General features: G+C 55.4%; 20 protein-coding genes and 3 pseudogenes. 11 read left to right on the forward strand and 12 right to left on the reverse strand.

Going from position 1 to position 22641, the window contains the following annotated elements:
* Positions 1-197: 197 nt before the first annotated feature.
* Positions 198-488 carry a hypothetical protein gene (locus NKJ34_RS15070; RefSeq protein ID WP_253739126.1) on the reverse strand — a complete coding sequence of 97 codons (291 nt, stop codon included), beginning with the start codon at positions 486-488 and terminating at the stop codon, positions 198-200.
* A 448-nt stretch (positions 489-936) separates the two neighbouring features.
* On the opposite strand from NKJ34_RS15070, the gene NKJ34_RS15075 reads away from it, so the two are divergent.
* The 5 genes from NKJ34_RS15075 to NKJ34_RS15095 all read left to right on the forward strand — a co-directional run bounded on the left by NKJ34_RS15075 (position 937) and on the right by NKJ34_RS15095 (position 8956).
* On the forward strand, positions 937-2418 hold the full coding sequence (locus NKJ34_RS15075) for a metallophosphoesterase family protein (protein WP_253739127.1): 1482 nt from the start codon (positions 937-939) through the stop codon (positions 2416-2418).
* A complete protein-coding gene (locus tag NKJ34_RS15080; RefSeq protein ID WP_253739128.1) occupies positions 2415-5126 on the forward strand; it encodes an AAA family ATPase in 2712 nt (903 codons plus the stop codon). The genes NKJ34_RS15075 and NKJ34_RS15080 overlap by 4 nt, the downstream gene beginning before the upstream one ends.
* Positions 5126-6400, forward strand: coding sequence for a DNA double-strand break repair nuclease NurA (locus tag NKJ34_RS15085; RefSeq protein ID WP_253739129.1), 1275 nt, complete (start codon positions 5126-5128; stop codon positions 6398-6400). The genes NKJ34_RS15080 and NKJ34_RS15085 overlap by 1 nt, the downstream gene beginning before the upstream one ends.
* A 139-nt stretch (positions 6401-6539) precedes the next feature.
* On the forward strand, positions 6540-7220 hold the full coding sequence (locus NKJ34_RS15090; protein ID WP_253739130.1) for a DUF8166 family protein: 681 nt from the start codon (positions 6540-6542) through the stop codon (positions 7218-7220).
* 116 nt (positions 7221-7336) lie between these two features.
* Entirely contained in the window at positions 7337-8956 is a 1620-nt protein-coding gene (locus NKJ34_RS15095; RefSeq protein ID WP_253739131.1) for an ATP-binding protein, read from the forward strand.
* Between the two features lie 102 nt (positions 8957-9058).
* Here NKJ34_RS15095 and NKJ34_RS15100 read toward each other — a convergent pair whose 3' ends face one another.
* From NKJ34_RS15100 to NKJ34_RS15120, 5 genes and pseudogenes are all read right to left on the reverse strand, one after another.
* Positions 9059-10444 (reverse strand): ATP-binding protein, encoded by a 1386-nt coding sequence (locus tag NKJ34_RS15100; RefSeq protein WP_253739132.1) that lies wholly within the window; start codon positions 10442-10444, stop codon positions 9059-9061.
* Between the two features lie 105 nt (positions 10445-10549).
* Positions 10550-10860, reverse strand: a pseudogene (locus NKJ34_RS15105) (aldo/keto reductase); the annotation flags it as partial.
* A gap of 132 nt (positions 10861-10992) precedes the next feature.
* Positions 10993-11346 carry a type II toxin-antitoxin system PemK/MazF family toxin gene (locus NKJ34_RS15110; protein WP_253739133.1) on the reverse strand — a complete coding sequence of 118 codons (354 nt, stop codon included), beginning with the start codon at positions 11344-11346 and terminating at the stop codon, positions 10993-10995.
* A gap of 3 nt (positions 11347-11349) precedes the next feature.
* Positions 11350-11616 (reverse strand): AbrB/MazE/SpoVT family DNA-binding domain-containing protein, encoded by a 267-nt coding sequence (locus NKJ34_RS15115; protein WP_253739134.1) that lies wholly within the window; start codon positions 11614-11616, stop codon positions 11350-11352.
* A gap of 157 nt (positions 11617-11773) precedes the next feature.
* Complete coding sequence (locus tag NKJ34_RS15120) at positions 11774-13021, reverse strand: glycosyltransferase family 2 protein (protein WP_253739135.1); 1248 nt, start codon at positions 13019-13021, stop codon at positions 11774-11776.
* A 309-nt stretch (positions 13022-13330) separates the two neighbouring features.
* Here NKJ34_RS15120 and NKJ34_RS15125 point away from each other — a divergent pair, with 309 nt between their 5' ends.
* Positions 13331-14332 carry a Cdc6/Cdc18 family protein gene (locus NKJ34_RS15125; RefSeq protein WP_253739136.1) on the forward strand — a complete coding sequence of 334 codons (1002 nt, stop codon included), beginning with the start codon at positions 13331-13333 and terminating at the stop codon, positions 14330-14332.
* Between the two features lie 21 nt (positions 14333-14353).
* Here NKJ34_RS15125 and NKJ34_RS15130 read toward each other — a convergent pair whose 3' ends face one another.
* Complete coding sequence (locus NKJ34_RS15130; protein ID WP_253739137.1) at positions 14354-14650, reverse strand: AbrB/MazE/SpoVT family DNA-binding domain-containing protein; 297 nt, start codon at positions 14648-14650, stop codon at positions 14354-14356.
* A 151-nt stretch (positions 14651-14801) separates the two neighbouring features.
* On the opposite strand from NKJ34_RS15130, the gene NKJ34_RS15135 reads away from it, so the two are divergent.
* From NKJ34_RS15135 to NKJ34_RS15155, 5 genes are all read left to right on the forward strand, one after another.
* Positions 14802-16040 carry an RNA-guided endonuclease InsQ/TnpB family protein gene (locus NKJ34_RS15135; RefSeq protein ID WP_253739138.1) on the forward strand — a complete coding sequence of 413 codons (1239 nt, stop codon included), beginning with the start codon at positions 14802-14804 and terminating at the stop codon, positions 16038-16040.
* Positions 16041-16302: 262 nt separating this feature from the next.
* The gene (locus NKJ34_RS15140) at positions 16303-16977 is read left to right on the forward strand and encodes a P-loop NTPase family protein (protein ID WP_253739139.1); all 675 of its coding nucleotides are present in this window, start codon (positions 16303-16305) and stop codon (positions 16975-16977) included.
* A complete protein-coding gene (locus NKJ34_RS15145; protein WP_253739140.1) occupies positions 16974-17651 on the forward strand; it encodes a hypothetical protein in 678 nt (225 codons plus the stop codon). The genes NKJ34_RS15140 and NKJ34_RS15145 overlap by 4 nt, the downstream gene beginning before the upstream one ends.
* A 3-nt stretch (positions 17652-17654) precedes the next feature.
* Positions 17655-17921, forward strand: coding sequence for a DUF8156 family protein (locus NKJ34_RS15150; protein WP_253739141.1), 267 nt, complete (start codon positions 17655-17657; stop codon positions 17919-17921).
* 1 nt (position 17922) lies between these two features.
* Entirely contained in the window at positions 17923-20007 is a 2085-nt protein-coding gene (locus NKJ34_RS15155) for a type B DNA-directed DNA polymerase (protein ID WP_253739142.1), read from the forward strand.
* 30 nt (positions 20008-20037) lie between these two features.
* Here NKJ34_RS15155 and NKJ34_RS15160 read toward each other — a convergent pair whose 3' ends face one another.
* The 5 genes and pseudogenes from NKJ34_RS15160 to NKJ34_RS15180 form a co-directional block, all read right to left on the reverse strand.
* The gene (locus NKJ34_RS15160; protein ID WP_425491851.1) at positions 20038-20523 is read right to left on the reverse strand and encodes a toxin-antitoxin system TumE family protein; all 486 of its coding nucleotides are present in this window, start codon (positions 20521-20523) and stop codon (positions 20038-20040) included.
* Between the two features lie 5 nt (positions 20524-20528).
* A complete protein-coding gene (locus tag NKJ34_RS15165) occupies positions 20529-21116 on the reverse strand; it encodes a DUF7342 family protein (RefSeq protein ID WP_425491850.1) in 588 nt (195 codons plus the stop codon).
* Between the two features lie 95 nt (positions 21117-21211).
* A pseudogene (locus NKJ34_RS15170) lies at positions 21212-21487 on the reverse strand (restriction endonuclease); the annotation flags it as partial.
* A gap of 51 nt (positions 21488-21538) precedes the next feature.
* Positions 21539-21925 (reverse strand): annotated as a pseudogene (locus NKJ34_RS15175) (HhH-GPD family protein); the annotation flags it as partial.
* Between the two features lie 50 nt (positions 21926-21975).
* Positions 21976-22641 (reverse strand): RNA-guided endonuclease InsQ/TnpB family protein (locus tag NKJ34_RS15180; RefSeq protein WP_253739145.1); only part of this gene is annotated, 666 nt, incomplete at its 5' end.

Here is a 22641-nt window from a genome sequence, read left to right on the forward strand (position 1 = left end):
CGACGCTCCGAGACAAACGTCTTGATTGGGAACATCGTTTGTCGGGTGACACGAACGTGTCACCCTTGCCCGCTGTGACTGCCAGCTACTGCTGAGAACTGACCAACAATCTTCTACCCAAGAGCGATTATGTTTTGTGGGATTCAGTCACAATAGTTGAGCTGTAAACGGGGTCAGTTGTAATCGAACTGTGTCGGTTACTGTTTCCAGTCGACCTCATCGTCGTCAATATTCAGTTCATCGTCATCAAGGTCAAGGTCCAGTTCATCGGCGTCTGGATCCTCCATCATGTCCATCATATCTCCCATGACGGCTTCCATATCCGGCTGGTCCTGTCGGGTTGCTTGATCCTGCATCATCCCGCCCATCGGTCCGAACATATTATTTTGCATCTGCTGGAGTTTCCGCTTCACAAACCAGATGCTGCCGCCAATACCAACGATAGCACCGATGACAATGCCGATCCCAAGAGACAGGGCGTCAATCATTTGGCATCACCATTTGTTTCAGGCAGACATATTGGATAACTAGTCGTAGACAACCCTCGTATACAGCACGCAGATTTCGCCATAGTGTTCGTCACCGACTGAGGCTAAAGTCGCTTGCGTCTGTGCTTCAAAAGGGTCTGCTCTAGCGACCCCGTCGACGGCGAGGAAGCCAACTCGGTAGCCGACCGTATCGACGAGTGTTACCAAACACGGGCCCACACTACGCGAGTACCATTTTGTGACTGACATCGAGGTCCTGCCAACAATCAACTCAAACCACCAATTCGGACTTCCTTCCACCAGGTTCCACCTTCATCTTCACCTACATAATATAAGTGACCACAATCGAAACTAACACTGACACGAGTAATTGGGTCTAACTCGGACGCTTTATGAAATCGTAGTGCCATCCCAGACAACCCCCATGGCCCATCACAAATACTAATCAATGAAACTTGGACATCTTGCCGATATCCATCTCGGGCATCGGCAGTACGGACTGAAACAGCGCGAAGACGATATGGCCAACACGTTCGAAGCGACACTCCGACTCATTATGCAGGATGATCCCGACGCGATTCTCTTACCTGGAGATTTGTTCGACTCCCGTGATCTTCGGCCGAAGATCTTGGAAGACGCAGAACGAGGCCTCAGTGTCGTCCCAGACGACGTTCCAGTGTTGGTCTCCCGAGGCAACCACGACGAGAATTTAACGCCTCGTGACGTGACGTGGTTAAATTATCTCCACCGGCGGGGACACATCGTCTTGCTTGAGGCTGATCTGGAGTCCCACTCAGAGGCCGCTCAGTTCGACCGACACAACACCGACGACCTCGGAGAGGACTCGGGTTTCTACGATATCGAAACGGAGACTGGGACCGTCCGTGTGTTCGGACTGCAGTGGCGAGGAGCTCGAACAGACACCGCCCTCGAGAAGGTCGCAGCGGGAATCGAAGCAACTGCAGCAGAACATGGGGAGCCAGACTATACAATCCTCTTGGGTCACTTCGGCATCGAAGACGAGGTCCCTGCCCTCGGTGGAAACGTAACGCATGCAGAACTCCGACCAGTGCGTCAAGTGGTCGACTATCTCGCGTTGGGACACATCCACAAGCGGTATGACTCCAGTGACTGGATCTACAACCCCGGATCACCGGAAGCCCACTCTACGTCTGAGGCCCGAGATGACTGGGATCATGGCTACTATTCGATCGATTTGAGCACGGACGACACGTACGACGGGCCTGGCCACCTCGCTCACGATGTGACACATCATCCCGCTCGGCGGCGTCCCTTCTATACGATCGATTTTGATGTCACCCCATACGAGTCGGCGGGTGAACTCAGAACTGCATTCCACGATTACGTCAAGCGTAACCAACGATCACTCCAACAGCTGTTGGATCAAGAGGAGTTCCTGTTTGGAGATAAACGTCGACAACCACTGCTTGACCTTCGATTCGAGGGGACCCTTCAGTTCGATCGGAGCAACTTCCGGGTCGACGAACTCGCCGAAGAGGCCCACAGAGGCTGTGATGCACTCTACGTGCAGACGAACACCAGTCGCGTCACGACTGCAGAGATCCAGGAACTGCTGGCCGACCTTGACGATGACGAGGTGTTCATCGACGGTCGGTTACAGACTGCAGCCCTCGAACAGCGTGTCTTCGAGACAATTGCGACTGAATCGGAGTACAGTGAGCACACTGACGAGGTGGCGGGTCTATTTGGTGAGGCACATCGCATGGCACAGGACAACGAGAGTGCTGACGACATCGCAGACGTCATTTCAGACCACCGTCGAGAACTCTTTCCTGAAGTTACAGCCGACGTCTCACTGGATATTGAGGAAGATCTCTTTGACGACGAGACTGAAGGCGACGAATCAGACCAACAGACTGCCGCTGTGCCTGGAGGTGAGGCCGAATGAAGATCATCGAAGTAACCTTAGAGAATATCAAATCGTACGAGGATAGAACGACGATTCCTCTTCAAGGCGGCGTGAATGCAATTCTTGGTGAGAATGGCTCCGGGAAGTCGACAATCCAGGAGGCAATCGGCTTTGCCCTATTCGATTCCCTGCCGTTCCGATACAACGAGTTCGTCCGCGAAGGCGAATCCTCGGGGACGGTGGAAGTGACCATCGAAATAGATGGCACCGATGGAGTACAGCAGTACCGTGTCACACGGTCTGCTGGATATTCTAAGTATGGTATCGCACGATACGACGCCACGGCCGACGAATGGGTCGACCAGGATATCGACTCGAAGTCAGAGTATATCAAATGGCTTTGTACCAGGTTCGATCTGGCCGACAATGACGAACTCCAAAGCCTCTGGGAGTCTTGTATTGGTGTTCCACAGACTCGGTTTTTATCTGACTTCGCACAGACAAGTGGAGCGCGGACGACGACGTTCGACGAACTCCTGAACATCGATGCCTACGAGGAGTCGTGGAAACAACTGAAGGGAGCCCCCGACCATATCAAGGCCAAGCGGGATCGGGTACGTGACACAATTCAGGAGCTCAAAGGGGAAGTACAGAGTCTCCCCGACAAACGCGACGAACAGAGCCAACTGGAAGCTGAAATAGAAGAGCTGGCTGCCGAAATCTCGTCAGTGAAAGAAGACCTCGCGGAAATCACTACCAGATACGAGGAGCTAGACGAGATTCAAGACCGGATTTCACACCTCAAACAAGAGATCGAACAGCAAGAGCAAGCTATTGCCGCCAAAGAATCGTCGCTTGAGACTGCACAGAAGGAACTCGACAACGCACAAGAAGCCGCTGACAAATGTGAGGCTGCTCGAGACGGTCACGAAAAGTACCTAGAGGCGAAATCCCGTCAAGAAGAACTCAAAGAAGAGCTGGACAAACTGGAGGCGTTGCGTGATAAACGCCAGACGAAGGATGCTAAGCTCGGACAGTTGGAAGTACAGCAGGAGGCACTCGAGGAACAAGTAACTAAATATCAAACAGCTACTGAAAAACTCGATGAATACGCCGAACAGAAGGAACGCTACGAAGAACTCGAAAATCGGATCAGCGAGCTGGAGACCGACCAGGATACCATCGAACGCCTTCGCAGTGAGATACAGTCGGTCGACAGCGAGGCTCGAGATAATCTAGAATCTCTCCGAGAAACGATTGAGACGATAGACGAGATTGAAGCCGAAGCAGCTGCAGTAGCTGACGCAACTGAGCTCCGTAGTCAAATTGGAGACAAGAAGGCCGAAATAAAAGCCTTAGAGGCAGAAATAGACGATCTACAGGAGAAAATTGAGCGTCTCAAAAACACAGATGCTGATGCTCCATGTCCAACCTGCAGCAAGCCGATGGATGCAGCCCATCGAGTCGACATGATCGAAGAACGCGAGACACGACTTGCGGAAGCCAAGGAAGAACAAGAGACAGCCCGTAGCGAGCTTACAGAACTTCAGGAGCAACTTGATGAGGCCGAAAAAGTCGAAGAGCGAGTCGCTAAACTCGACATGTATCGGAGCCGCGCATCTGATCTGCGAGAGGATCTTCAAGACCATTGTGAGACACGAACAGAGGCACGTGAGGAGATTGACTCTCTGGTCGATCCCATAGATGAATTGCCCCGTCTCAGGGCAGACCTCGAGTCACTCGAGGATGCAAAGGAAGCCTTCTACAATGCCAAAGCTCAGGCCAACGAATACGAAGATGCGCCGGACGAACTGGTAGACATCGAGGAGTCGATCGACTCTCTCGAATCGGAGATAGAGCAATTAGATACAGAGATAGCAGAACTCAGTGATATTGAAGCCGAACTCGAGACCGTCGAAGAGACCCTCACTACGAACGAAGACGAGTACCAACAGTTCGAACGGAACGAACAAACGGCCAACAAACTGGACGAGCGAACAGAAGCTGTAGACGATCTCGAGAGTGACCTTGAGACACTCGAAGAGGACCGCAAGCAGTTGAGAGAGGACCTCGAGATGCAGACTGAAGCGTTCGATCAAGACGAGTTTGAGACACTCGAGGAACAAATTGATGAACTCAAGGGAGACGTCCATGGACTCTCAGCAAAACAATCTGAAAAAGAAAACACACTCACCAAAATTGCCGACGAAGTCGAAACACTAGAGGACAAATTGGAGGAGCGAGACGCGAAAATCGAAACCCTTCGCGAACTCGCTGCAGACCAACAGTTCGCCACGTGGGTTCGCGAGAACGTCCGTGAGGCCGGACCGAAGATGCGTGATGTCATTACCGACCGCATCGGGAGACGTGCCGATACCATCTTCCGATCCATCCGCGGTCGGAAGGCCGAGCAACTCGAATGGACGTCCGACTATGACATCATCGTTGTCGATGCAGACGTTCGGAAGTCGTTTTCGACCCTTTCGGGTGGCGAGAAGATGGCCGCGGCACTGGCCGTTCGACTGGCAATCTTAGAGCAAATCTCCGGGCTCGGCGTTGCATTTCTGGATGAACCAACTGCAAATCTCGACCAAGACAAGAAGGCAAACCTCGTGTCGCAACTCAACAAACTGGATACGTTTGAACAACTCACTGTCATCAGTCACGACGCCACGTTTGATTCGATGACCGATTACAGCATCACCATCGAGAAACCGGATCAGAGTTCAGCGGTACTGGGTGACTGATGGCGTTCGATAAGGCGGCTGTCGCGGCGGCCCTCGACGACAACGTCGACCCGATTCGATCATATCTGGAAGACGATGATGACCTTGTCAAACGGTATCAGGGAGCCTTTCGAGAGCTTCCAGATCAGGGGACGGCTAGTGAGATCCGCGAGGAGTTGTCGTCTGTCTCGTATCCCGGGGCACTTCCGACTGACGCATTCGACAGTGTCGACTCGCTTGTGGTCCACCACGGCGTTTCTGATAGGTGGGACAACCACGAGGCAGTCAACGACTGGGCACGAGAGATCCTGATGGACGTACCGATGCTTGCGGTCGACGGCTCCGAAATACCGGCGACGACGCAGTTCAACATTCCGCTTGCGTATGTGCAGGCGGCGTGGTGTCTCAATCACCACTCTCCTCAGGGACGACTCGAACGTGGCCGAACTGGACGGCTCCTCACACCAAGCGACATCACACGCTCGGGTGGCAATGAGGGAGATGATGAGTACCGATTCGTCGATAGTTCACTCGTTGGTCTCGAACGGTACGAACACGAGGCAGACCTCGTTGTCGAGAAAATCGAGGATCTGGCAGCTCAATACGAAGCTGGTGAGTTGGACCGTCGACCCGTTGTGCTGTATGATGGGCCACTCGTGGCTTCGTTTGCCAATCCGAGACGACCGGCGATCCGAAATCGTTACTTGTCGGCGATCAGCCGTTTGATCGCTGCCAGCCAACACCATCAAATCCCATTGATCGGGTACGTCGCCGGGACCAACGCAGTCGAACTGTCGAAAATGACCCGACTGCTTCTCAAAGACGATCTCGGAACCGATCGAACGATCCCCGACGCCCGGGTGTTGGCCGGAATGATGAGTCCATGGGGTGATTCGACAGTCCCTTTCCTCTGTCGTCGTGATGGGAGCGTCGACGCGCTCGAAACGACCTATCGAGGTGTCGAGTACGACTTCAGCCACGAGATTCACTTCTCGTATCTCAAGGTACCACCGGGAGAGGGCCTCGATCGCCTGGAATTCCCTGGTTGGGTGCTGAACACAGACGGTCCGTCCGAGTACGACAGTATGTACGAGTATGCCCTGAACGTGATCCGCGCTGAAGCGGGCGTCGGTCGAGGGTATCCAGAGGTCCTTCAGCAGGCCGACACCGATGCAGTGCTCGATCAACAGGATCGACAGCAGTTCCTCCGCCTACTGCAGAAGTGGGCCGAAACAAACGACATCCCCTTGGAATGGGATGCAAAAGCACTCAGCAAGGAGCTCCGTCGACGATGACTCACACACAGACAGACCCGCTGGTGTGTCCGACACAGATGGTGCGTAGACACACTGCGTCGACGGTCTGGACTGAGGGGCCCGAATTGCAGCCTAACCACGTTCCTGGAACCGTTATTTCCACAACTCACCACAATCAATGAGCAACACATCACCGAGTGATCAATCCGACAGTCAGACCACCCGTATCACTGACTGTCTTGCGATCGGGAGCATCGTCAGTTCGAACAGCCATATGGACTATACCGTCGAGATTTTCAACGAGACCGATCGAGAGCGGGCACCGGGTCCTGCTGAATGTGAGTTTGGTCAACCCGTCTTCATCCACAAGACGATACAGGACACTGAGCACGTCATCGTGGGCGTCATCTACGACACACACCTCGTGGACCCTGACCAAGGGCGTTCTGGGCCACGACTCGCACAGGGCGACCAGAAACAGTTCACACCTGGGTATGTCGAAGAACGAACGAAATTAGCTGGTGTTGCACTTCTCGGAACCGCAGAGGTTGCCGCCGATGGCAGTATTGAGAACCCGAGTCATCAGATGCCGCGATGGACACTCGATGTCGAGGATATCGTCGAGCGGTGCCCCGATGGCGTCACGCGTGCGTTCCATACAGGAACCGATGGTGGTATTTTAATCGCCTACATGGAGCGATTGCTTGACCTCGCTGGGTCACTCGGTGCAGAAGTCATGTTGGTACTGCTTGACCGACTCCGCGAATCGTTCCCAACTGACGAGCATCAGCGCGTACTGGACGTTATCGAGAAAGACGTTCGCTGGCAATCATCTGTCGACCGTGGGGTGATGCGATGAGTTCTTTTGGACCCTCTTCAGAGTCAACCGGAGACGGTGGCAAACTCGTTGGTACTGTCGCTGGTCCTGGAGACGGGCCTAACGAATTCTTCATTGTCACCCCAGACGAGCAGGCAGTGAAGACTGGCGAGTTCATTACGTACTCAGTTATTGTCGAAGGCGAGCCACAGGACGTGATCGCCCGGGTGACGAACCGAGAGCAAGCCCGTGGCCTCCCAGAGACGTTCATGGCCGATCCGAACGTGGCACCTGAAACGGTCGCTGGAACTTTAGGTGTTCCAACCGAGGATATCGATCTGTATCGTCTCGAAGCCACCGTGATTGGTTTCTACGACACCCAGATGCAGACCTTCGCCAACCCCCGGCAATTGCCACAGCCAGGCACACGACTCCGCACGGCTCCGGATAAGATGTTGGAGGCCGTGCTCCCGAATATTGGCGTCGACGAAGCCGACGCTCGAACAACGGGTGGTGAGGTGGACCTGAGTTCTGTCGAGGTACCGAAGCGTGACGGACTCGCCCATATGGGATGGCTCCTCAACCGCGAAGCCGGGGCAGTCGACGTCCACGTGCCGATCGACGAGTTCGCGGCAACGCATTTGGCTATCCTTGCGTCTACCGGCTCCGGGAAATCCTACACCGCTGGGGTACTGATGGAAGAGATGATGAAGCCGGATGTCCGGGCATCACTCCTCGTCTTTGACCCCCACGGAGAGTACGACACGCTCGCAGAGATGCGGGGCGAAGACATATTCGAAGGTGAGTCTGGGTATCAACCAGAGGTGGAGTACTTTGACCCCGATAATCTGCAAATTCGCATTTCAGAGCTCTCCATCGGCGACGTAATGTCCATCCTTGACAACCCTAGCGATCGGATGCAGGAGCGACTCGACGGTGGCTGGCGTGCGATGCAGCAACGGGAGTCCCGAACGTGGGGCGTCGATGAGTTGTTAGTAGAGATGTACCAGCAGTACGGTGAAGACGATTCCAGCGTGGGTGCCTTGGAATGGCGGCTCCGACGCTCAATTCAGCGTAACGATTTATTCACGACGGATGTGAACGTCCCTCTTGAAGAGCTTGTTGCGCCAGGTCGCTGTACAGTCCTCCAGATGGATACATTGAGTCGACGTGACCAACAGATGATCGCGACGGTCCTTCTCCGACGTCTGTATCAGGCTCGTCTGGCTGCTGTCCGTGGCCGGGAAGACGATCCGAACTACGATGGGGAAATAATCGATTTCCCGCTGTTTTCGCTGTTCGAAGAAGGCCATCGGTTTGCCCCAGCCACAGGAGAGGCTCCATCGTTGTCGATTATGCGGACGATCACCTCGGAGGGTCGGAAGTTCGGATTCGGACTCGGCATCATCAGTCAACGACCGTCGAAGATCGATCAGGATGTCCTCTCACAATGCGGGACACAGGTCACGATGAAGATCCAGAACCCTACTGACCAGGATGCGATCAAAAATAGCGTCGAGGCCGCCGGTGAAGATGTGCTCAGGGAACTTCCCGGGCTTACGCCAGGCCAAGCAGTCGTGTCTGGAGATTCGATGAATACGCCCGTATTGATTCAAGTTCGAAAACGTCACACCCAGCACGGGGCAGACAGTATTCCTGCGACACAGGAGTGGCGAACTGCCCATCAGCGACATCAAGAGCAGCCGACTCGGTCTGAAAGTGCTGATATGGGTGGTGGAGAGTCAAGTGGTGAGCAAAATTTATTGGGTGAAGACTGACACTCTCACTTCACCGGGATGATAATTATTGAGCGCATCAATGAACTAGATGCGGTTGAGAAAGGTCATACTCTACGTAATCATTAGTAGGATAAGAATTGGTCATACCTCGTCTGCCGTTGCACTCAGTATATCCTCCAAATTATATAGAGAGACATCATCTCGTTGCTGGGCTGTCGACTCTAAATCCTCGGAGAATCCTGATCGACTGAACAATACGTATTGAGTCGAACCGTTAGCCGGTTCATCCGACCACTGCACTTCTTCTGTCGTCTGTTCCAGATTAGTAAGCACTCCTTCGGTAACTGGGCTTGAGGTGAACTTACATTCTCCAGCGACGAGCCCTTCGGTGGTCAACCCAAGCACATCAATTTCGTTCTCTTGGAACCACCACTGACCGACGGCTCGATACTGTCGGTCGTCAAGCTGCGGTAGTACCTCCTGGCAGAGCCGTTCGAACAGAGGACTCACATGATCAGCCAGTTCGGGAGCAACGACTTCATCGAATGCATTGTCGTCAAGCAGTCGGAGTCGATCCTGTCGACCATAGACGAACCGGAACCAAAACCGGAATAACGGCGCTGAAATCCGGTATCGACCACGTTTGGACGAGGTTGGCGATGCAGTAACGGGAATATGGCGCTCGACGAGGCGTAATCGGCGAAGTTTCTGCAGGTAGGTACTCAGTGATCCTGAATCAACGCCCGCCATCCCCGCGATCTCGTTCGGTTTGCGTCGCCCATGAGCCAGTGCTCGAAGGATACTGAAATACGTGTTTGGCTGTCGAAGTTCGGTTCGCAGAAGGAACTCCGGTTCTGAGTACAACAGTCCTTGTTCGGAGAGAATCGACTGCTGTACGTTTTCGGCCAGCGGCTTGTCTGGGTCGATCGTCTGGAGGTAGTACGGTGTCCCGCCGTAGATCGCCCATGTTTTGATAGCAGTTTCGGGGTCATATGCTGGGAAAAATTCACGAGCATTGCCGACTGACAACGGCCCCAAATCAATCGTTGCAGTTCGTCGACCGTAAAGTGGACTCCCTCCGGCCAATACCTTCTCTTCCATAACGCTAATCGACGAGCCGATGAGGACCAATGTCAGACCTGTATTCTGCAACTCTAAATCCCAGACACGCTGAATCCGCGATGGCAATGACTCGTCTTCCTCGATCAAAAACGGGAACTCGTCTATGATGACGATCGCGTCTCGCTTACCGAGTTCTTCGAGGAGAACTTCCCAGTCTCGTCGAACGTTTTTCAGATCTGGGAATGCAGCCGTCACCGTCTCGGCGAAGTTGTCGAGTTGGTTCTCAGCGGTTGACTCTATGGCCTGATAGTACACTGCGTCGTCCCGATCACGAATCGTCTGGCGGACGAGTTCGCTCTTTCCGAGTCGCCGTCGACCGTACAGAACCATGAACTCCGCTGTCTCGGACTCGTAACTCGACGTGAGTTGTTGTCGCTCTTGTGCCCGGTCGACGAAATCCTGCATATCACTCTGTATACAGCCGTCCTATTTGGACGCTTCGATTATGGAAATTCAGATTTCGGAAATTCAAATTTCTATATTGAATACTCGCTCACACAGCCGCACACTATGATCTACCGACTGGTCGACGCGATTTCTGCCAACCGGCTGTACTCCGGCCTTCGTGGCGATCATCACCTCCTCGGTATCAATTGCTTCACCGAGCAGGCGTTCGCTGACGCCCGGCCCGTGGGAGTCTGCGGTATCAATGAAGTCGACGCCGAGGTCGACGGCCTGCTGAACGACGTCCTTGGCATACTGTTCATCTTCGGGGGTCCGATGATTCCCTCGCCACAGAGGCGCATCGCACCGAATCCCAGTCGGTTCACGGTCAATTCTCCATCGAGATCGAACGTGCCGCTCTCGTTTGTCGGTGCCATAGAACAGTTCACATCCTGATAGGTGTTATCTCTGGTGGTCAACGATTTCTTGATTACCGCGCTAAACTTGGCTTCGCAGCCTTTCAACTTCCATGATGTCTTAGAGTTTAATACCAGTGCCAACGGATACCTTTAGAGTTCTTTCAAACCAAGGCTGTATTCGAGTGCCGTATCAACTTCCTTCAGACGACTATCCGGAATCGAGCCGATACTGTCTCTGATTCGATGCTCGATAGACACAGTGCGAATCTGACTACAGAGAACGACTGAATCCTCTCGAAGCGGAGATTCCGCAGCCGAGACGAGTACCTCGAACGGATACAGTTTGTCCCCGTTCGATGTCGTAAACGGGACAATAATCGTCGTCGGGGCGTTCTCGTTGCCAACATCGTTTTGAACGACGAGACACGGTCGTGTCCCACGCTGTTCCGAACCTTCCGTCGGGTTGAGATCGACAATAACGATATCTCCGCGGCGAACGTTCATCGGCTACCACTCGGGCACATCGCCGAGGTACTCGTCGGCTTCCCGAGACACATCAGCCATCTCCGCGGCGAGGGCCTTGGACTTTGCCGCATACTGTCGATACCCCTCGGCGAGTTCCTCACGGCTCACGGGTTTCTCGATGGTGATTTTGCCGTCTTCTTCGTGAACAAGTACCTCATCACCGCCTCGGATGTTCAGTTTCTCCCGCAGTTCTTTCGGCAAGGTAACTTGTCCCCGTTCACCGACTTTGCGCTCTCGGGGTCGACTCATGCATATTCATATCATATTCATATTTAAAGCGGTTTCGACGCCGAAACGGTTGTTTTGACATCCTCCCCGCCCTGAGGGGCGAGGATTCCCACGTTGGGATAGTAACAGCGTGTGTTTAGGCGTCAGTTGGTCGTAGTAGCTGGTCGATGGAGGCAGTTTACTTGCTACCGACCTTCGTCGTTACCCGGAACGTTTCGGGCGGTGCGAGGATGCCTGCAACGGTTCCCATCGAGTGAACAACGGTCACCACTGGAGCAAGCGGCAGGGCCAACGCCCAGTATCCATAGTCGCCGCCGTAGTAGACAACACCCAAGAGGAACCAGGCGAGCGTACATAGCGCCAACGCCATCGACGCTGCAAAGAACAACCCGCCGTAGGCGACCGTCACGCTCAATAGCGACAGCGGGACGACGATCAGCGTGACGATCGGCGAGAGCGCCCAGGCGGCGTTACGAACTCGGGTGAGGACCTCGTACCGAAACGGAAGCATCTCCGAGGCCTGAAGGTTTCCGGCAGCCCACCGGCGGCGTTGCTGGGTGATCTCGTATAGCGAAGGCGGAGCCTCGTTCCGGCAGACGGCGTCCGCCAGCGCGAAGCTCACGTCGTGCTCCTGGAACGCTGCCCAAACGAACGCGGTGTCCTCGACCAAACTCTTGCGGTCCCAGGTCGTCGCATCTTCAATCTCGGATCGGACCGCAATCCCGCCACCCCAGGCGAACAGTGGAATCGACAGTCGCGCGAACGCACGCTGTTCTAATTGGACACCCATCCGGTAGATGTCTGCCAGAAAACTCAGGTTCGATCCTGTCCGCCGAGGCTTCTCCCGGAGCTGGACGATGTCGGCATCCGGCAGGCCGTCGAAGGACTCGACGATGCTGTCCTCGTCGAGATAAAGCACGAACTCCTTGTGGCAGTCCAGCGTTCGCCGGGCCCACTCCTGTGCACGCCCCTTTCTGACGGCTCGACAGTCGAAGTCGTCGGGCACGACATGGACCGACGCTCCAGTCACATCGATGGACGATTCGGCGATTACGTGGACGTCATCGAGACCGTCGGGCAGGGAGTCGACCGTCTCCTGAACCACCGCGGCAGCGTCGACGGTCATGATACGGACCTGGACGTCCTCGAGACCGTATTCGTTCGCCGGTGTCTCGTAGCCCGCCCCGACGACGTAGGTGATGACCATCCAGATGAGCGCGGTCGCTCCGAAGAGCAGCGTCACGGCCCACAGGGCAACCCCGAACAACGACGTGGCCCAGGTATCGGCGGTGGTGGTACTCGTCGCCTCTGCAGTGGCGGGGGCCGACCCCGGACCGGAGACGACCGTCGGCGCGAACAGCGTCGCGATGGCGCCGATGACCAGCGCCAGCGTGACTGCGACCAGTGTGACTCGTTCGATCTTCATCGTAACCCGACCAATCTTCTTGCCACCCTTGAACCGTTCAGACGCCAGCCCCGGGTTCACCCGAATTTCGTCTGATTTCCCGTCTTAATTCAGCCTAAACTAGGTTAATCGAGTGAGTCCGACGCTATGGTATCTGGTACTGCATGACTAGATAACAGACCACATAGTGGTCGGTCATAGCATCGTGAGACAGTGATCGAACGTCGCGCGCATCGGTCAGACTCGTAGAGTTAGTGGTGTGTGTCACTCGTTCTGGAAACGTGGAACCGACCCAGTTCAATTTACAACCACCAAAGAGAACATACCAATATGATCGAGGATGCTCGTGTGTTACGTGACGACTTTATTCCCGCCGAGGTCGTCCACCGCGATCCGGAGATCCAGCACATCTCACGCGTCCTCAGCCCGCTTACGGAGGGCCAGCCTGCGGAGACGTTGATCGTCACCGGACCGTCGGGAGCCGGAAAGACATGTCTCACACAGTTTGCCGTCGACCGGCTCAAACAGGAAGTGCTGGATCTCCACATCCACTACATCAACTGCTGGCAGAACTACTCGCGGTTCCGTGTCCTGTATCGAATCCTGGAGGGCCTCGGCAAGACCGTCGACATTCATCGCCAGTCGACGCCACACGACGAACTCATCGAGCGGCTCCAAACCTACAGCGATTCACACAGCGTCGTCATCCTTGATGAAGCCGATCAACTCCAGGATACAGCAATTCTCTATGATCTCCATCAACTCCCACATATCTCGATGATTCTGATCGCGAACCGGGAAGCGGAGTTGTTAGCTCGCGTCGACGAACGGCTCAGCAGTCGACTCGTCGGCAGCGAACGGCTCGAATTCTCACGGTATTCCGACGACGAACTGGTCGCCATCCTTCGGAAGCGTGCCGAGGCTGGCCTCGTCTCTGGAGCGATCAGGACCCAAGAGCTCGAAACGATTGCCGAGGCGAGCGCAGGCGATGCCCGGGCTGCGATTAGTATCCTCAGGAATGCCGCTCGAACGGCCCAGTTCGAACAAGCAGAACGAATCACCTCGTCGATCGTCAGCGACTCGATCCCGGATGCCCGCCAAGAGATCCACCAGAAGAATCTCGACCGGTTAACGCCCGATCAGCGTGTCGTCTACGAGATTATTGAGGAGGCCGGTGAAATCACGCCGAGCCAACTGTACCAACAGTACAGTACGGAAGTCGACGATCCGAAAACCGATCGGACAGTTCGGAACTATCTCTCGAAAATGACCCGGTACAACCTTATCGCCGCCGAAGGGACGAGTCACGATCGACGGTACAAATTGGCGTGAGGAGAGCTGTAGCATATGGAATCACTCTGAGAAGCGGTCGACTAACTCGTCGAGCTTCTGTGTGTCTCGGTTCCGTTCTTTGCGGAGGACAGCCGTCGCTGGACGGTCATCCGCGCCTTCGCGCTGTAGTCCCCGAAATTCGCGCATCGATCCGATCGGGCGAACCACCATGCGGCCGTCTTGTGTCTCGACAAACGCCACTTCTCCCGGCGCTGAGATGCCATGTTTCTCCCTGAGTGGCTTCGGGATCATCACTCGCGCCGTTTTCGAGACAGCGACGATGTGCTCCTCGTGGTCCGGTTCGGAATCATTCGACACGAGACGTCATAATGACTGCAAGGCGGAAACCCGCGACTTCAGGCGCGGGAGGAAGCCGACAACCCGGACACACACCGCGTTCGATAGCAGGCTGACTCCCCCACGCCAATCCAAACTGGTATAAATACCCAGTGCTGCATATGAAGTACAGATGGTGGAAGACTCAAGCACTCGAACCGTCCCCATCAAGCTCAATGTGGACGAGAGTGCCGCTGACCTCCTCCACCAGACAACTGATCACTTCCTCGACGCCGCCAACCACGTCGTGGACGTAGCGTGGGAACCAGACTGGAAAATCACCAGCAAACAAAAACTCCATGACCTCACGTACTACGACGTTCGAGACGGCTCACCACTCCCGGCCAACCTCGTGCAAGCCGCACGAAACCGCGCCGCAGAAGCCGTCAAAGGTGTTATCGAACGCTGGAAAGAAGGGAAGAAAGCCTCGAAGCCCGAGTTCACCTCGCGGTTCGCCAGCTACGACGCACGAACCGTCACCGTCAACGACGACCACGCCACACTCGCCACAATAGATGGACGAGTGACTGCGGAGTTCGTTCTTCCCGACGAACAGCGTGACACGCCACACTCGGCGTATTTGTTCAACGATGACTACGACGTCAAGGGAGCTACGCTCCACTACGACACGGTTGAGGATTGTTTCTACCTCCACGTTCGGACAAAGCCTGCCGTGGAGAACGATGATACCGACACAGGCGATGCCAAGCACGTCTCCGTCCTTGGTGTTGACCTCGGCATCACAAACATCGCAACCACCTCAACCGGACGCTTCTGGAGCGGCGGCGAACTCAACCACTGGCATCGAGAGTACCAGAAACGTCAAGCCGGCCTCCAACAGACTGGGACTCGCTGGGCGCATATCAATGTCCAACGAGTCGGTCGCAAGCAGACTGGACGCTTCGAGCAACTGCTTCACACGATTTCGAACGAACTCGTAGACGAAGCTCTGGAGAACGACTGTACGCATATCGTGTTCGAGCAACTGAAAGGTATCCGCGAACGCTTGCCGCACGCGAAGGCGGTTCACAAGTGGGCGTTCCACCGCTTGTTCGAGTACGTCACATACAAGGCCGAGTCTGAAGGGCTTGTGGTGAAGCAGATTAATCCGGCGTACACGAGTCAGCGTTGCTCGAAGTGCGGGTTCACTCTCGAGGATAATCGCCCGCACAACAACGGGCAGGACGAGTTTGAGTGCTTGAAGTGCGGGTATGATGTTCACGCGGATTACAACGCCGCGAAGAATATCGGCTTGAAATATCTCCGCGACCAGCAAAAGTCTGGGCGTGGAGGCGCACCCGTAGGCGTGCGCTTGAACAGCGGGACGTTGAACGTGAATGGCGAGTATTCGCCTACCGCCCTTAGCGGTTAGAACGGGAGTCCACGCTGAATGCCACGCCCTTCAGGGCGTGGTAGCTTACTCACGTACCCTGTATTTGGCTCTGTTCGTGCCACTGGCCCAGCGGTTACGTACTGTCGACTGATTGTTGGTCAAGACGGAGCAACTGCGTTTCCAACCGTTGTTTCCAGAAGAAGCCGTACGCTGTCTCTCGAATCAGGTGCGATCACCACGTCTTGGAACTTCCAGAAAGTCCCCGCAGAGAGTTATATTACCCCTAGAGAGTCTGGATTGTATGCACGCATCGCAACCGATTCCCGAACTCCCGACCCTTGAGTCGGAACTCTATCTGCTCAGAGCCGACGACCATCCTCGGTCAGTACTCGCGTCACTGGTCGTCGACTACGCACTCCTGAACGATGGCCCAGTCTACTGGGTCGACGCTCGGAACCATGCTGCGACAGATCCGATCGCCGCCGTCGCTCCAAGCCCACGAATCTTAGATCGGATTCACGTTGCCCGTGGGTTCACCCCGTATCAACACCACTCGATTGCCGAGACACTCTTTTCGGAGGCAGCAGACACTACGCCGGGGTTGATCGTCGTGCCAGCGGTCGACGCGTTATACCGTGAAGCAATGACGGGTATCGAAGCCGAGGAACTGCTGGCACGGACGGTCGCCATGGTGGCCAGACTCAGACGAGAGCACGACTGTCCAGTGTTGCTCACCGTTACACGCGAGGATGAACTGAGCGACACCGTCACGGCGGCTGTGACCGAGGAACTCCACTGTGAACACACGCCGTATGGGCCGCGCTTCACCGGCGAAACGTTCGAGACGCTCGTCTACCCGGTCGGAAACGGGGTCGTCCAGACGACGATCACCTACTGGCAGTCGATTATCGAGGCTCGACAGCCGGTGTATGCCTCCGACGGGAAACGGGCCAGCCTTGGAGGGTCGACGGCATGAGTACGCTCACGCCAGTCGCCTTCGACATCGAGACAACCGGCTTCGAAGCGACCGCTCAGGTGACGGTTCTGGGGCTCGTATTTCCCGAGGCGGTTCGCGTGTTCGTCAATATCGATGAGCACACAGTCGACGCCGAAACACTCGAAGCCAGCCAATCCGCACAGTGTGATGAACACGTCGTACTGACGACACACGACTCAGAGGCAACGCTATTGACAGCGTTCTCAACCACTGTCTCGGAGAAAATCGGGCCACGAGAATACTTTCTGACCGCTTACAACGGCGAGTTATGGAAAAGCGGCTTCGATCTGCCGTTCCTTCGGACCCGGTTTTTGGCCCACGAGATTCAGTGGCCCTTCGAGGATGTCCCATACGCGGATCTGCTACCGATATTCAAAGCCCGATTCAACACGACGCCCAGCAACGGGGATGACCACCAGACGACGCTTGGAGGCGTCTACGAGCGGCTCATCGGCGGCGAACTCACCGCACTCGATCCGTTCGACGACAGTGCCGAGGCAGTAGAGGCGTTCGAAAGCGGCGAGTTCGACCGACTCGTACAGCACAACATCGCCGACATTCTGCGTACGCAGGCCTTAGCAAACGTCGCCCAACGCTACTGCAGTAAGAGCGACTTCAAACTCAAATCGCTGTCTCCAACGGTGGGGTACTGAGCGATGGGGCGGACGAATCCAACGTTCCGCGATCGAATCCGCCGACTCGAAGACGAATGGCAACCCTTCCGTCGTGGATTGAGACGAGCAGACCAACCCTACTTCGATCAGTGTTTCGACGACGCCGTCGCACATGCGGCTGCTGGCGGCCAGCAGAATCCGGTCGACCCGTGGCAAGCCCTGTTGCTCTCGATCGTCATCGAACAACAGCGTCGCATCGACGCACTCGAAACCGAACTCGCGGGGACACAAAGCGATTCAGCCGAGTGAGATGGTGTTCACACTCGACTTTACCGGCGAGGGAGTACGTCGCTGGTCGAAAACTCCGACGGGAGCGATCGAATCACTCGACGACTCCTATACACCGTCAATATACACGACGAGCGATGATCTAGACACGTTACGACGCCACCTCGACCGTCGACACGACGTCGTCTCGACAGCAGTCGAACAGTGGCGACCGGGATTCCGGGACTCACCAACGGACGTACTTCGCGCCGACCTCGATTCGATCGACCGTATTCGGCCCGTCGCGACGTGGATCCGAGCGGCTGATCTCCCGGGCACGAACCGGTGTTTCAACGTTGATTTCAGCCCGCAGTTCCGCTACTGTCTCGAAACGGACACCGAACCGACGCCAACCAGCTCCCTCACAACCTGTCGTCTCGACATCGAAGAGACCGAACTACTCGATCCACCCATAACAACCCTCACCGTCGACGGAACCGAGCTCACCGGGACGCCACAGACGCTCATCGGAGATCTCACAGCCCACCTCGACGAGGTCGATCCGGATGTGCTCGTCCTGTCGACAGCCGAACTCATCCCCACATTGGACGACACCGCAGCCGGAGCAGACACGGAGTTGCGTCTCGGTCGCTATCCTGGATACACGCAATTGGCGGGTGACTCAACGTTCGAAAGCTACGGTCGCACCGGCCATTCACCAGCACGGTATACGGTTCCAGGACGCATCATCATCGATCGCTCGAATACGTTTTTCTACGACGAGTCGAATCTGGATGGCTGTCTCGATCTCGTCTCCCGATCATCAAAACCGCTCGAAGAGTTGTCGTGGGCATCGATCGGGAACGTGCTGACAGCGATCCAAATCCGCGAAGCCAGAGCCCGGAACGTCTTGGTGCCGTGGAACTCCTGGCGACACGAGTTTTTCAAGCCGATATCGACGCTCCACGACGCAGACCGAGGGGGATTCACCTTCGAGCCCGCGGTCGGAGTTCACGAGACGGTCCACGAACTCGACTTTTCGAGTCTGTATCCGAATATTATCGTCAGACGGAACGTAAGTCCCGAAACGGTCCAGTGTGAGTGCCACTGTGATCGGTCGGATGTGCCCGAACTGGGTTACAGTATCTGTGATGATCGTGGGTACCTGTGTGATGTTCTCGAACCGTTGATTAGCGACCGAGATGAGATCAAGGCAGAACTACGTGAGTGCGAGGATAGCGACAAAAAAGCGGCGCTGGAGGGCCGGTCGTCGGCGATCAAATGGATCCTCGTCAGTTGTTTCGGCTATCAGGGCTTCTCGAATGCGAAGTTCGGCCGGATCGAGTGCCACGAGGCGATCAACGCCTACGCGCGTCAGATCCTCCTCGATGCGAAAGCCACGTTGGAAGCAGGCGGCTGGCGCGTCCTCCACGGGATCGTCGACAGTCTCTGGGTGACCCCAAGAGTAGGTGACACCCAGACCGCACTCGATAGATTGGCAGCAGAGATTTCGGAAGCGACAGACATTCGATTGGAACACGAAGCCGAGTACGAGTGGATCGCGTTCGTCCCTCAGCGCAATGCTGACCGCGGCGCACTCACCAAGTATTTCGGGCGGTCGACAGATGGTCAGTACAAGTACCGAGGAATCGAGTGTCGACAGCGAAGTACGCCCGAGTTCATCAGTGAGGCGCAAAAACAGCTCATCGAGGTCTTCGACGAAACCCGGGATCCCGAAGCGGTCTGCGGTCGGCTCTCACAGCTCCGAAACCAGCTTTTCAGTGGTGAAGTCAACCCGAATAAGCTGGTAACGGAGATTCGGATCTCGAAAGATCCTGAAGAGTACACGCGACGGACGTTAACGATGGCTGCACTAGAGCGTGCGACAGCACTGGGATTGGAGCGATCTGCGGGCCAGACAGTCGACTATATCGTTGTAGACGACACGAAACAGTCCGCAGAACGTGTCCGTCTCTCTCTGGAGAACCCGACTCGGTACGACCCGGACTATTACGATAGGGAACTCATTCGAGCCGCAACATCCATCCTCTCGCCGTCTGGGTGGTCCGAAGACCGGATTCGACAGCAGCTCTCGGAGACGAACGAACTCTCGCTTGGATCGTTCTGAATCAGCACCGAGTTACCGTCGAGCGATGTTTTACGGTGGGTTATCGCCAGCATTGAGGAATGTGAGCGTGTCTCTGTGGTATGCGACTCGCCAGAGTTTCATCACAGCTCGCGTCACCAGATACACGTCGACCTGTTCGATACAGGAGTTTTCAACATCGCTTGGACCTGACGAGGCGTTTGGCGGCGGATGGAAGTGAGCGAGACCGTCGACGAGAGGGAAATCACCTCCCGTAGGATGGTTTCCCCATCGGAAATTGCGGTTCTGCTCGTCTGTATAGTGGAACTTGTAGTCTCCATGGGTTGTCCACTGGACATCGATCCGAGCCGACTGTGCATCGAGTAAACCATCATCGAGTTCGATGGTAAGCAGGTATGGTGAGAGGTAGTCATCCAAGTGGGCTGTTGCAAGCGGTTCCTCCTCGGCATACAGATCTCTGATGGTAATCAATGCTTTTCGGTCGATTGCACCACGCAACGAGTGAGCCTCTTCGGAGAGATGAGTAGGACCTGCCATCACCATTACGAGGATGCACTCGGGTTCGGCGCGAGATTCTCATCCGAGATGAACTGCTGTGCACTCGAAATCGAGAGCGCGGCATTCGCAAATGCAAGGTTTCGACGCGTCGTTTTCCATTCAAGGAGATCGGCGTCGACCTGTTCGTGGTCGACTGACTGGCTGTTCAGTGTTTCGTCGGCCGCCTGCACGGCCAGTTCTTCGGGTGACTCGGCATCGTACGTCTCTTGGAACTCACGCAGAGTCGACCGGAGTTCGGATACCCGATCACGCAGTTCGGCCACCGACAGTTCATCGAGGATATCGGTCGCTTGTTCGACCACGAGCGATTCAGACGAGCGGGCATACAGCGTCGCTCCGTGGTCACCCGGCTGTGCAGTGACGAATCCTTCGTCAGCGAGCGTATTGAGGTGTTTTCTGGCAGTTTTTTCCGACACGGCTGCTCGATCAGCGATCGTAGCAACCGATTGTGGTGTGTACACGCTACTGATGATCTGTCTCACCCGGGTGTAAGGGGTTGTCTCCTGTGTCCACTCCCGAATAACAGCTTCATTGACGTCATCGAACGGTTCTGGTGGAGGCAGATCGGGCATACATAGACAACACCGTTAGAAGAGTATAGCTATTTCGGGGATAATCTATATTCCTCTAAAAAGTAGTGGGTCGGCGTATACCCCTATTCATACTCTCAGACGACCGCAAGAGCACCGACGAGGACACCAACGATGAGCAACACTATGAGAACGATCCCGCCCGCCAGCAGTCTATTTTCTTGTGCTTTCTGGAAGACTGACATCGCTGCGTACTGCTCACGGAACGCCTGGAGGTTCTCCTCGTTGTAGAAGTACTTCGTCTTCAAGACGAACCGGTCGGTGACCGCACAGCCGGTACACACCGGTTTTCCTTCCAGCCGCTCGGTTTTGATGTGGCTCCGACAGGCGATCGCTCCACAGTTGACACAGTAAAAGTCGTCTCGATGGCCGCTCAGAATACATAGACTCTAAATCAGATCAGACTATTGAAACCGAGCAACTATCTGATCGTTCCGCTCTTCTGTCTGAACGAGCCCGTCGTCGGAAAGATCCGAAAGAAGACCTCGAAGCCATTCTCGACCGTGCTCACCATCAGGTGTGTAGTCGACACGAATCCGATGGCCGAGGGTATCAAGCTCCATCTCGTCGTGCTCGCCGAGGAGCCAAACCACGCGTCCGCGAAACTGTCGTCGACTGCCTTCGAAGCTCGGTTGTGTCGGAACGTCGGGTGCGGTGAAGTCGTCGGTCTGGTAGGCGTGACATCACTGCCGCCACGGGCATCCGGCTTCGTCACACCGTGGTTTCTTCCCACAGGCGACGCCGCCCAATTCCCTGATCGCGCTGTTCGAAATTCTGGACTCTGCAGCAGGCTTGACATCCTCCCCGCGGTAAACGGCGAGGATTCCCGAGCGTTGGGATATTACGGTTTGCAGTCTCTCGCCTGTTCTTGTAGGTGGAACGCACCCGTGGTTGTATCGAACAGGTAGACTCCGGGCTGTGCCAACCAACCGTTACTCATATCCCCCGTTGGGAGACTTTGAGTTATCTTTCTGCGTATGTTCACCGCACCATTCACGTCTGCGTTCATCGTCGTCTCGCACGATTCACAGACGTACAGGCCACGCTCAACACGATTGTTATCTCGTATCTGACCGCAACACGAACAGGTCTTTGACGTATTCGACTCATCGACCCGATCTACGAGGATACCGTGTTTCTCGGCTTTGTATTCCAAGAGGCGGGTAAACCGGTCAAACTCCCACCCGTGCAACTTCTTGTTGCCTGATCGCCCCCAGTTCCGTGTTTCACCGTCGTCGTCTTCCCGAATATCACTCAGGTCGCCTACGGCGATTGTTCCGATACACTCCTCAACACACCGTTCGACAACGTGTTTCGAGAGGGTATGTAAGAAGTGATCTTTCCGGCGTGAGAGTTTCTGTCGAGCTTTCACTGCACGTTGTGAGGGGCCATTTTCGCCCTCCGTGTCGTACTCGTCACGGGTGAAATAGTGTTTATCCTGTTTCAGCCGGTTGCCGGGATACAGCTCGCTGGGTCCGTCCTCGTAGTCAATAGCGAGGTAGTTGCT

It is taken from the genome of Halohasta salina (assembly GCF_024178165.1).
Lineage (GTDB): Archaea > Halobacteriota > Halobacteria > Halobacteriales > Haloferacaceae > Halohasta > Halohasta salina.

Coding starts and splice junctions, on each gene's coding strand:
- NKJ34_RS15070 (WP_253739126.1), bottom strand. CDS start 488: ATGATTGACGCCCTGTCTCTTGGGATCGGCATTGTCATCGGTGCTATC.
- NKJ34_RS15075 (WP_253739127.1), top strand. CDS start 937: ATGAAACTTGGACATCTTGCCGATATCCATCTCGGGCATCGGCAGTAC.
- NKJ34_RS15080 (WP_253739128.1), top strand. CDS start 2,415: ATGAAGATCATCGAAGTAACCTTAGAGAATATCAAATCGTACGAGGAT.
- NKJ34_RS15085 (WP_253739129.1), top strand. CDS start 5,126: ATGGCGTTCGATAAGGCGGCTGTCGCGGCGGCCCTCGACGACAACGTC.
- NKJ34_RS15090 (WP_253739130.1), top strand. CDS start 6,540: ATGAGCAACACATCACCGAGTGATCAATCCGACAGTCAGACCACCCGT.
- NKJ34_RS15100 (WP_253739132.1), bottom strand. CDS start 10,444: ATGCAGGATTTCGTCGACCGGGCACAAGAGCGACAACAACTCACGTCG.
- NKJ34_RS15110 (WP_253739133.1), bottom strand. CDS start 11,346: ATGAACGTTCGCCGCGGAGATATCGTTATTGTCGATCTCAACCCGACG.
- NKJ34_RS15115 (WP_253739134.1), bottom strand. CDS start 11,616: ATGAGTCGACCCCGAGAGCGCAAAGTCGGTGAACGGGGACAAGTTACC.
- NKJ34_RS15120 (WP_253739135.1), bottom strand. CDS start 13,021: ATGAAGATCGAACGAGTCACACTGGTCGCAGTCACGCTGGCGCTGGTC.
- NKJ34_RS15125 (WP_253739136.1), top strand. CDS start 13,331: ATGATCGAGGATGCTCGTGTGTTACGTGACGACTTTATTCCCGCCGAG.
- NKJ34_RS15135 (WP_253739138.1), top strand. CDS start 14,802: ATGGTGGAAGACTCAAGCACTCGAACCGTCCCCATCAAGCTCAATGTG.
- NKJ34_RS15140 (WP_253739139.1), top strand. CDS start 16,303: ATGCACGCATCGCAACCGATTCCCGAACTCCCGACCCTTGAGTCGGAA.
- NKJ34_RS15145 (WP_253739140.1), top strand. CDS start 16,974: ATGAGTACGCTCACGCCAGTCGCCTTCGACATCGAGACAACCGGCTTC.
- NKJ34_RS15150 (WP_253739141.1), top strand. CDS start 17,655: ATGGGGCGGACGAATCCAACGTTCCGCGATCGAATCCGCCGACTCGAA.
- NKJ34_RS15155 (WP_253739142.1), top strand. CDS start 17,923: ATGGTGTTCACACTCGACTTTACCGGCGAGGGAGTACGTCGCTGGTCG.
- NKJ34_RS15160 (WP_425491851.1), bottom strand. CDS start 20,523: ATGGCAGGTCCTACTCATCTCTCCGAAGAGGCTCACTCGTTGCGTGGT.
- NKJ34_RS15165 (WP_425491850.1), bottom strand. CDS start 21,116: ATGCCCGATCTGCCTCCACCAGAACCGTTCGATGACGTCAATGAAGCT.